The organism is Citrobacter sp. wls826 (assembly GCF_005281245.1).
In the GTDB taxonomy this organism is placed as follows: domain Bacteria; phylum Pseudomonadota; class Gammaproteobacteria; order Enterobacterales; family Enterobacteriaceae; genus Citrobacter; species Citrobacter braakii.
The window spans coordinates 200,186-209,773 of the sequence record NZ_SZWS01000018.1; the positions used below are offsets into that span (position 1 = coordinate 200,186).

General features: G+C 54.5%; 9 protein-coding genes. 6 read left to right on the forward strand and 3 right to left on the reverse strand.

Features of this window, described 5'->3' with window-relative positions:
- Together FDW87_RS21705 and fadM are read left to right on the forward strand one after the other, a co-directional pair.
- On the forward strand, positions 1 to 242 hold a 242-nt coding region (locus FDW87_RS21705; RefSeq protein WP_252362988.1), incomplete at its 5' end, for a helix-hairpin-helix domain-containing protein.
- A 105-nt stretch (positions 243 to 347) separates the two neighbouring features.
- Positions 348 to 746 (forward strand): long-chain acyl-CoA thioesterase FadM, encoded by a 399-nt coding sequence (gene fadM, locus FDW87_RS03630; protein ID WP_016152055.1) that lies wholly within the window; start codon positions 348 to 350, stop codon positions 744 to 746.
- Between the two features lie 107 nt (positions 747 to 853).
- Here the strand turns inward: fadM and queC are convergent, their stop codons facing one another.
- Both queC and FDW87_RS03640 read right to left on the reverse strand, forming a co-directional pair.
- Positions 854 to 1,549 carry a 7-cyano-7-deazaguanine synthase QueC gene (gene queC / locus FDW87_RS03635; RefSeq protein WP_003021638.1) on the reverse strand — a complete coding sequence of 232 codons (696 nt, stop codon included), beginning with the start codon at positions 1,547 to 1,549 and terminating at the stop codon, positions 854 to 856.
- Between the two features lie 64 nt (positions 1,550 to 1,613).
- Positions 1,614 to 3,314, reverse strand: a complete 1,701-nt coding sequence (locus FDW87_RS03640; RefSeq protein WP_016152056.1) for an SgrR family transcriptional regulator — start codon at positions 3,312 to 3,314, stop codon at positions 1,614 to 1,616.
- A 217-nt stretch (positions 3,315 to 3,531) separates the two neighbouring features.
- On the opposite strand from FDW87_RS03640, the gene cof reads away from it, so the two are divergent.
- A complete protein-coding gene (gene cof / locus FDW87_RS03645; RefSeq protein WP_016152057.1) occupies positions 3,532 to 4,350 on the forward strand; it encodes an HMP-PP phosphatase in 819 nt (272 codons plus the stop codon).
- A gap of 50 nt (positions 4,351 to 4,400) precedes the next feature.
- Here the strand turns inward: cof and FDW87_RS03650 are convergent, their stop codons facing one another.
- Positions 4,401 to 5,456: a PLP-dependent cysteine synthase family protein gene (locus FDW87_RS03650; protein ID WP_087121826.1), complete on the reverse strand. Its 1,056-nt coding sequence runs from the start codon at positions 5,454 to 5,456 to the stop codon at positions 4,401 to 4,403.
- Between the two features lie 116 nt (positions 5,457 to 5,572).
- On the opposite strand from FDW87_RS03650, the gene decR reads away from it, so the two are divergent.
- The 3 genes from decR to FDW87_RS03665 form a co-directional block, all read left to right on the forward strand.
- Entirely contained in the window at positions 5,573 to 6,031 is a 459-nt protein-coding gene (gene decR, locus FDW87_RS03655; protein WP_016152059.1) for a DNA-binding transcriptional regulator DecR, read from the forward strand.
- A gap of 44 nt (positions 6,032 to 6,075) precedes the next feature.
- Positions 6,076 to 7,848 carry a SmdA family multidrug ABC transporter permease/ATP-binding protein gene (locus FDW87_RS03660; protein ID WP_016155869.1) on the forward strand — a complete coding sequence of 591 codons (1,773 nt, stop codon included), beginning with the start codon at positions 6,076 to 6,078 and terminating at the stop codon, positions 7,846 to 7,848.
- Positions 7,841 to 9,588, forward strand: a 1,748-nt coding sequence (locus FDW87_RS03665; protein WP_137379481.1) for a SmdB family multidrug efflux ABC transporter permease/ATP-binding protein, incomplete at its 3' end; no start/stop codon positions are given. The genes FDW87_RS03660 and FDW87_RS03665, both read left to right, overlap by 8 nt.

Genomic DNA, 9,588 nt, shown 5'->3' on the forward strand with positions numbered 1-9,588 from the left:
CACAAAGCAAAGCCACGCAACCGGCTAAAGCGAGCGATGATGAAGGCACCAGGGTAAGCATCAACAGCGCTTCTGCGGAGGATTTAGCGCGAGTCATGAATGGCGTGGGTCTGAAGAAAGCGCAGGCGATTGTCAGCTATCGTGAGGAGTACGGGCCGTTTAAAACGGTGGAGGACTTAAAGCAGGTACCGGGCATGGGGAGTTCGCTGGTAGAGCGCAATCTGGCAGTTTTAACACTTTAATAACTTGCAGAGTGCTGAAAGTTTGCCAGACTGTAGAGGTCATACCAGTTATGACCTCTTACCCTGAAGTGTGTTCCTATAAAAACAACGTAAGGCTCCTGCGCTATGCAAACACAAATCAAAGTTCGTGGTTTTCATCTTGATGTCTATCAGCACGTTAACAATGCTCGCTATCTTGAGTTTCTGGAAGAAGCCCGCTGGGATGGCCTGGAAAACAGCGACAGCTTTCAGTGGATGACCGCACACAACATCGCTTTTGTGGTCGTGAATATTAACATTAACTACCGCCGCCCTGCGGTGCTGAGCGACCTGCTGACCATTACCAGTCAGGTGCAACAGTTAAATGGCAAAAGCGGTGTGTTGAACCAGACTATCACCCTGGAGCCGGAAGGACAGGTGGTGGCAGACGCGTTGATTACCTTCGTCTGTATTGATTTGAAAACGCAAAAGGCGCTACCGCTGGAAGGGGAGTTGCGCGAAAAACTGGAGCAGATGGTGAAGTGATGGAAGGAAGCCTGACGGCGCTTCGCTTATCAGGCTTACGGGCGATATTGACCACGGTGAATGTCGAAAGCCGGATAAGGTGCGTGCACCGCCATCCGGCAAAACGATCACTTTAGTCCTGTTTTCTGCTTCATTGCCGCCATCACTGCCGGTTTATCTGCCAGATAATGGTTCAGGCCGTTGGCGCGCAGATTACAGGCCGCGCAGTGACCGCAACCGTCACCTTTGATGCCGTTATAACAGGTCAGCGTTTCTTCGCGTACCAGGTCCAGCTTGCCCCAGTAATCGGCCAGTGCCCAGGTTTCGGCTTTATCGATCCACATCAGCGGGGTTTCAAAGCGGATATCTTTCGCCATTCCCAGGCTTACGGCATGGTTCAGGGCTTTGACGAACTCATCGCGGCAGTCCGGATATCCAGAGAAATCCGTTTCACAAACGCCGGTAATGACTGCCTCCGCCTGCACCTGATACGCGTAAATCGCCGCCAACGTTAAAAACAGAATATTGCGTCCTGGCACAAAGGTATTAGGAATGCCGTTCGCATCCGGTTCGTAATCGGGTACCGGAATGTTATCGCGGGTCAGGCTGCTGACGGCCAGTTCGCTGAGCAGCGTTACATCAAGTACCTTGTGCGCACGCGCGCCAAGTTTTAAGGCCAGGTCACGTGCGACATCAATCTCAGCGCGATGGCGCTGACCATAATCAAAGGTCACGCAGTGCACTTCATCATACTGATGCAGCGCTTGCGCCAGACAGGTTGTGGAGTCCTGACCCCCACTGAATACAACAACGGCACGTTTCATGGTTTTTCCTGACAAATAACGAAACCCTTATGGTAGCGCCTGGGCGTGTCGCCGACCAGCTTCTTCACGCCGACGGAGGCGGTAGCCAGGCTTCGGTAAATTCAAACCAGCCGCGAGGATTCAGGCGTACGCCGTTCACGCCCGGCGGAGCGCTAATACGATAGTGATAATTGAACAGCGGTGTCAGGGTCGCGTCATGCATCAGCGAGGCGAAAACGTGTTGTAAAGCCGCATGACGATCGTCCTCATCGGCCTGGATTTGCAGGGCATCCAGGGTGGTTTGCAGATGAGTATATGCCGGCGAGCTCAATACATGTGACCAGAGCTGATCGCAGCGCAGCCACTGTTCGAGGGTATATTCAGGTGCTTCGCCAATCAGCCTGTCGCCCATCATCAGGTCGGCCTGGGCTAAAGGATGGTCGCCATCCCAGTTTTTAGCATTATGAAAAATAAGCGTTAATTCACAGCCGAGTAGCGCCAGCGCCTGGCGAAGCTGTTCAGCCATGGCGTGCAATTCTACCGGCAGGTGATAGGCCAGCGTAAGTTTTTCCGGTAGCGGCACGTCGTCCAGTTCATCCCATTGGGGGATCGTCCATCCCGGCAGCAGCGCATTGCTTGGCGTGATCAGGTTTTCATCCACGTCAAGCGTTTGTAGCAGGGAAGAGCGGTGGATAATATTGACCAGGCGACGGGCCTGCTGCGTATTCAGCCGCGCGCTTTTTCTGAGCGTGAGATAGCAGAAACCGAGGCTGATCCCGCTGCTTACCTGGCTTAGCATGGGAAGCTCTTCGGGTTTACCAATTGCAATTTGAACCGGATGGCGACAGCTGGTGCCCAAATCCTGGGAGAAAAGCTGCGGGGTTATCCAGTATTCAATGGCTTTTAGTAGCGGATGACTCAGGTGGTAGTGATCGTGACTCTCGATGCGCACCAGGTCTGGGGTAAACAGCGTCAACCGGAACGGACCGGTACCAACAAACGGGAGTTCGGGATGTGCCAGGTGACTGCTGTAGCTTGCCAGACGATGCGCCAGCCAGAAGTCGGGGCGATGCAAAATAAAGGTTAGGCACTGGGGATGCGTTACCTCAATGCGCTTTACGCTGATAAACAGCTTGTTTAACGCGGGTAGCTCTAACAGCTTCAGCAACTGTTGATGTAGCTGTGTGCTGCTGACCGCATCGCCGTTATGCCAGTACAGGGTGGAACGAATATAGAAATCCCAGCGCTGGCCGTCGGCGGAGATATTCCAGTGGTGGGCTAAATCTCCGCAGGGGCGTTGCGTAACACTGTCGAACCGGGTCAGGCCCGAGAATATTTGTCCGGCGAGGTGTTGCTCTGCGCGACCGGGGAGAAATCCAGGGTGCAAAGGGTCGAGCTGGCGGTAATAGGGGATGCGCAGGGTTGGCGTGTCGTTTTGCCACTGACCGCCCATAAACGGCTGGAGCAGCGTTCTTAATTCTCCCGGCGCCAGCTGAGCCAGCTCCAGTACGCTAAGTTGCTCCCCCTTTTGCAGCGCTTGTTCCATCATAATGCTGCGTAGCGAATCTGGCGTCACCAAAAAGCGCAGCTGCCCGCGTTTCCCACGCCCCGACTGGGCGTGCCACTCCAGCCAGCCAGCATCCTGCGCTTGCTTCAGCAGGGTACGCACGTGGCGCTCGCTGCAAAAACAGCGTTCTGCCAGCTCCCCGACGGTCACCGACTGCGGTTCTCCCGCCGACGGCTGCCACAGGCGTTGGTACTGATTCAGGCGATTCAACAATCTCATATACACGTCATCCTTCAAGCTGCCTCTTTGTTGGCGGCGTTAATTCACCCCAGTCACTGCATGCTCCTGGACGTTCATTCACTTGCCGCCTGGATGCAACTTGAATGATTTTGTGTAATAAACCCGGAACAATTCATTTTATCTATTCACTATTACTTCCGTATATCTCAGGTGATACTGAATCACAAGTTAACTGCGTCACAGTGTGGAGAAAGAAATGGCTCGTCTGGCTGCATTTGATATGGATGGCACCCTTTTGATGCCGAATCACCATTTAGGTGACGAAACGCTTTCAACGCTGGCGCGCCTGCGTGAACGCGAGATCACCCTGACATTTGCCACCGGCCGCCATGTGCTGGAGATGCGCCATATTTTGGGTTCTATCTCACTGGACGCCTTTTTGATCACGGGTAACGGCACGCGCATTCACTCTGTTGAGGGCGATGTATTGCACCGTCAGGATCTGGATCCGACTGTGGCGGATATCGTGTTACATCAGAAGTGGGATACTACAGCCAGCATGCATGTCTTTAATGACAACGGTTGGTTCACCGGACAAGAGATCCCATCGCTGCTACAGGCGCATGTGTATAGCGGATTTCGCTACCAGATCGTCGATGTGAAACGTATTCCGGCTCATCAGGTAACGAAAGTCTGTTTCTGTGGGGATCATGACTCCCTGATCCAATTACGCATTCAACTGAATGAGGCGCTGGGTGAGCAGGCAAATCTCTGTTTTTCCGCGGTTGATTGCCTTGAGGTGCTGCCGGTGGGCTGTAACAAAGGATCGGCGCTGGCGGTACTAAGCGACCACTTAGGTTATTCAATGGCCGAATGTATGGCGTTTGGCGATGCCATGAACGATCGCGAAATGTTAGGTAGCGTTGGGCGCGGCCTGATTATGGGCAACGCGATGCCACAACTGATTGCTGAACTGCCGCATTTGTCGGTGATTGGGCATTGCCGCAATCAGGCGGTGTCACACTTTTTGACGCATTGGCTGGACAATCCGCATCTACCTTATTCCCCCGAATGAGAGATCCCTTCCAGCAAGCCAGACTTCGCGTCTGGCTTTTTTTTATCCCATTAATGGGCGTTCAGAAGCCGGGTGAGTTCCGCTTTCCACGGCGTTAAATCACCGATGTGCGTGTCGATCCACTGCGGGTTGTAGTAGGTTTCAAGATAGCGTTCGCCGCTGTCGCACAGCAGCGTGACCAGTGAACCGCTTTCTCCGGCATCGCGCATACGGGCGGCAAGTTGCAGCGTTCCCCACATGTTGGTGCCGGTTGAAGCGCCGACTTTGCGGCCCAACTGCGTTTCCAGCCAGTGTGCGGTGGCCACGCTTGCGGCATCCGGTACGCGCAGCATTTCATCGACTACGTCAGGAATGAAGGAGGGTTCGACACGTGGGCGGCCGATGCCTTCGATTTTGCTTCCTACCGGGCTGCGTAACGTTGCATCGCGATCCTGCCAGAAGGGCAGAAAGACTGAGTTTTCCGGATCCACCACCATCAGGCGAGTATCGTAGCCCTGACAACGAATATAGCGGCCAATGGTTGCAGAGGTGCCGCCGGTTCCGGCGCTCATCACAATATGGCGGGGGACGGGGTTGGGCTCGCACTGCATCTGACGGAAGATGCTGTCAGCAATATTGTTATTGCCACGCCAGTCGGTAGCGCGCTCAGCATAAGTGAACTGGTCCATGTAATGACCGTTCAGCTCACGCGCCAGCTGTTCAGAGGCCGCATAGATTTCACAGGCGCTTTCCACGAAATGACAGCGACCACCGTAAAACTCTATCTGTTCAATTTTACGCTTCGCCGTACAGGAAGGCATGACGGCAATAAACGGCAGCCCTAACAGTCGGGCGAAATAAGCCTCAGAGACCGCCGTTGAACCGGACGATGATTCAATGATGGTGGTACCTTCTTTAATCCAGCCATTGCACAATCCGTACAGAAACAGTGAACGCGCCAGACGATGCTTCAGGCTCCCGGTGGGATGCGTGCTCTCATCTTTTAAATAGATCTGAATGCCCGGGAACGCCGGTAGCGACAGACGAATGAGATGCGTATCCGCAGAACGCTGATAATCCGCGTTGATTTCATTGATGGCGTTTTTAACCCAGGAGCTATTCATCATTAATAGATATCCATTTGTCATTTTGTGCCAAGAATAGCGAAAAGCACGGAAAAAATTGTTGCCATTTAGCCTTTAAAATAGAATGTAAGGAGAAAATTCTTCTCTGTGGAGTGGATATGTTAGACAAAATTGACCGTAAGCTGCTTAGCTTACTGCAACAGGACTGCACCCTTTCTTTGCAGGCGTTAGCAGATGCCGTTAATCTGACTACCACCCCCTGCTGGAAACGCCTCAAACGGCTTGAGGATGACGGTATCCTGCTGGGTAGAGTCGCCCTGTTAGATCCAGAAAAACTGGGGCTGGGGCTGACCGCGTTTGTGCTGATTAAGACTCAGCATCACAGCAGTGAATGGTATTGCCGCTTTGTCACCGAAGTCACCGGTATGCCGGAGGTTCTGGGGTTCTGGCGTATGGCAGGGGAATATGATTACCTGATGCGAGTGCAGGTCGCCGATATGAAAAGCTACGATGAATTTTATAAGCGCCTGGTGAACAGCGTACCGGGCCTGTCTGACGTCACCTCCAGCTTTGCGATGGAACAGATTAAATACACAACTGCGCTCCCTATTGAATAACTCTCCCGGCGCTTATTGCCGGAAATCTTGTCAGGACATAACGCGTGCGATTATTTGCTCAATTAAGCTGGTACTTCCGCCGGGAGTGGCGTCGCTACCTCGGGGCGGTGGCCCTGCTTATCATCATCGCTATCCTTCAGCTTATTCCGCCGAAAGTGGTCGGGATCATTGTGGATGGCGTGACGACTCAACGCTTCACCACCGAGCGACTGCTGATGTGGGTGGGAACAATTGCCCTGATTGCAGTGGTGGTTTATTTGCTGCGCTATGTCTGGCGCGTGCTGCTGTTTGGCGCATCCTACCAACTAGCGGTTGAGCTGCGGGAAGATTATTACCGTCAGTTGAGTCGCCAGCATCCAGAATTTTATCTGCGTCACCGCACGGGCGATCTGATGGCGCGTGCGACCAACGATGTCGATCGGGTCGTATTTGCCGCCGGAGAAGGCGTGCTGACGCTGGTAGATTCGCTGGTAATGGGATGTGCGGTGCTGATCGTGATGTCAACGCAGATAAGCTGGCAGTTGACGTTAATTGCGCTGCTGCCGATGCCGGTGATGGCGTTGATGATCAAACGTTACGGCGATCGACTGCATAACCGCTTTAAGCTGGCGCAGGCGGCGTTTTCCAGTCTCAACGACCGTACTCAGGAAAGCCTGACCAGTATTCGCATGATCAAGGCCTTCGGTCTGGAGGATCGGCAATCGGCATTATTTGCCGCCGATGCCGAAGATACCGGTAAGAAAAACCTGCGCGTGGCGCGCATTGACGCCCGCTTTGATCCCACGATTTATATCGCCATTGGCATGGCTAACCTACTGGCGATTGCTGGGGGAAGCTGGATGGTGGTGCACGGCTCGCTGACGCTCGGCCAGCTCACCAGCTTTATGATGTATCTCGGTTTGATGATTTGGCCGATGCTGGCGCTGGCATGGATGTTTAACATCGTCGAACGTGGCAGCGCGGCGTACAGCCGTATTCGCGCCATGCTGTCTGAAGCGCCGGTGGTGGATGACGGCACTGAACCGGTACCGGAAGGGCGTGGAGAGCTGGCGGTGGCGATTCGTGAATTTTGCTACCCGCAAACGGCACATCCGGCGCTGGAAAATGTGAACTTCCAGCTTAAACCTGGGCAGATGTTGGGTATTTGTGGGCCTACCGGCGCGGGGAAAAGTACGGTGCTGTCGCTGATTCAGCGTCATTTTGATATCACCCACGGCGATGTGCGCTTTCATGATATCCCCTTAACGCGATTACAACTGGATAGCTGGCGCAGCCGGCTGGCAGTTGTCAGCCAGACGCCATTCCTGTTTTCGGATACCGTTGGCAATAACATCGCGTTAGGACGCCCTCAGGCCACGCAGGAAGAGATCGAGTATGTGGCACGCCTTGCCAGCGTTCATGAGGATATTTTACGTCTTCCGCAGGGCTACGACACCGAAGTGGGCGAACGTGGGGTGATGCTGTCTGGTGGGCAAAAACAGCGTATTTCTATCGCTCGAGCGCTACTCCTGAACGCTGAAATCCTGATTCTGGATGATGCGCTGTCGGCGGTAGATGGTCGTACCGAGCATCAGATCCTGCATAACCTGCGCCAGTGGGGCGAAGGCAGAACCGTCATTATTAGCGCCCACCGTTTATCGGCCCTGACGGAAGCCAGTGAGATTATCGTGATGCAGCATGGGCATATTGCCCAGCGCGGCGAGCATGATGCGTTAGTGCAGCAGCCTGGCTGGTATCGCGATATGTACCGCTATCAGCAACTGGAAGCGGCGCTGACTGATGCACCAGAGATAAACGAGGAGGCGGCTAATGCGTAGTTTTGGGCAATTATGGCCGACCCTGAAAAGATTGCTGGCGTATGGCTCTCCATGGCGAAAACAGCTGGCTATTGCGGTAGTCATGCTGTGGGTGGCAGCTGCGGCGGAAGTCAGCGGTCCGCTGCTGATTAGCTATTTTATCGATAACATGGTGGCGAAGAATAATCTGCCGCTGGCGATGGTCGCCGGGCTGGTTGCGGCATATATCGGTCTACAACTGCTGGCGGCTGGTCTGCATTACGCGCAGTCATTGTTGTTTAACCAGGCGGCAGTTGGCGTAGTACAACAGTTGCGCACCGACGTAATGGACGCTGCGCTGCGCCAGCCGCTCAGCGCCTTTGATACTCAACCTGTCGGGCAGCTAATCTCCCGTGTGACCAATGACACTGAAGTTATTCGCGACCTGTACGTGACGGTGGTAGCAACAGTCCTGCGCAGCGCGGCATTAATTGGCGCCATGCTGGTAGCGATGTTCAGCCTTGAGTGGCGTATGGCGCTAGTGGCGATGGCCATTTTCCCGGCCGTGCTGGTGGTGATGGTGATTTATCAACGCTACAGCACCCCGATTGTGCGCCGGGTTCGCGCTTATCTGGCGGATATTAACGATGGCTTTAACGAAGTCATCAACGGCATGAGTGTTATCCAGCAGTTCCGCCAGCAGGCGCGATTTGGCGAGAGAATGGGCGAAGCAAGCCGCTCGCACTATATGGCGCGTATGCAGACCCTGCGACTGGATGGTTTTTTGTTGCGCCCGCTGCTTAGCCTTTTCTCGGCGCTGATCCTCTGCGGATTGCTGATGCTGTTCAGTTTTACCTCTGGCAGCTCGATCGAGGTTGGCGTGCTGTACGCGTTTATCAGCTACCTCGGCCGTTTGAATGAACCGCTGATCGAGTTGACCACTCAGCAATCAATGCTGCAGCAGGCGGTTGTCGCCGGTGAGCGAGTGTTCGAACTGATGGATGGGCCACGTCAGCGCTATGGTGAAGATGAGCGACCGCTAAAGAGCGGGGACATTGAGGTGGATAACGTTTCATTTGCCTATCGCGACGACAATCTGGTGCTGCAAAATATCAGTCTATCCGTGCCTTCGCGCAGCTTTGTGGCTTTGGTCGGACACACCGGCAGTGGTAAAAGCACGCTCGCCAGCCTGTTGATGGGTTACTACCCGCTGACGCAGGGGGAAATCCGCCTTGATGGACGGCCGCTGTCTTCACTGAGCCACGGTGCGTTACGTCAGGGCATCGCCATGGTGCAGCAGGATCCGGTGGTGATGGCAGATACCTTCCTGGCGAACGTCACGCTGGGCCGCGATATCTCAGAAGAGCGGGTATGGCAGGCGCTGGAGACCGTGCAACTGGCAGAACTGGCGCGAGGTCTGAGCGAGGGGATTCATACCCGGCTGGGCGAGCAGGGCAATAATCTCTCCGTTGGTCAAAAACAGCTGCTGGCGTTGGCGCGGGTGTTGGTTGAAACGCCACAGGTGTTGATCCTCGACGAAGCCACGGCCAGTATTGACTCCGGTACTGAACAGGCCATTCAGCAAGCTCTGGCGGCGGTACGTGAACACACCACGCTGGTGGTGATTGCGCATCGGTTATCGACGATTGTCGATGCGGACACCATTCTGGTGCTGCATCGCGGTCAGGCGGTTGAGCGTGGTACGCACCAGCAATTACTCACGGCGCAAGGCCGTTACTGGCAGATGTATCAGCTGCAGCTGGCGGGTGAAGAGTTAGCCGC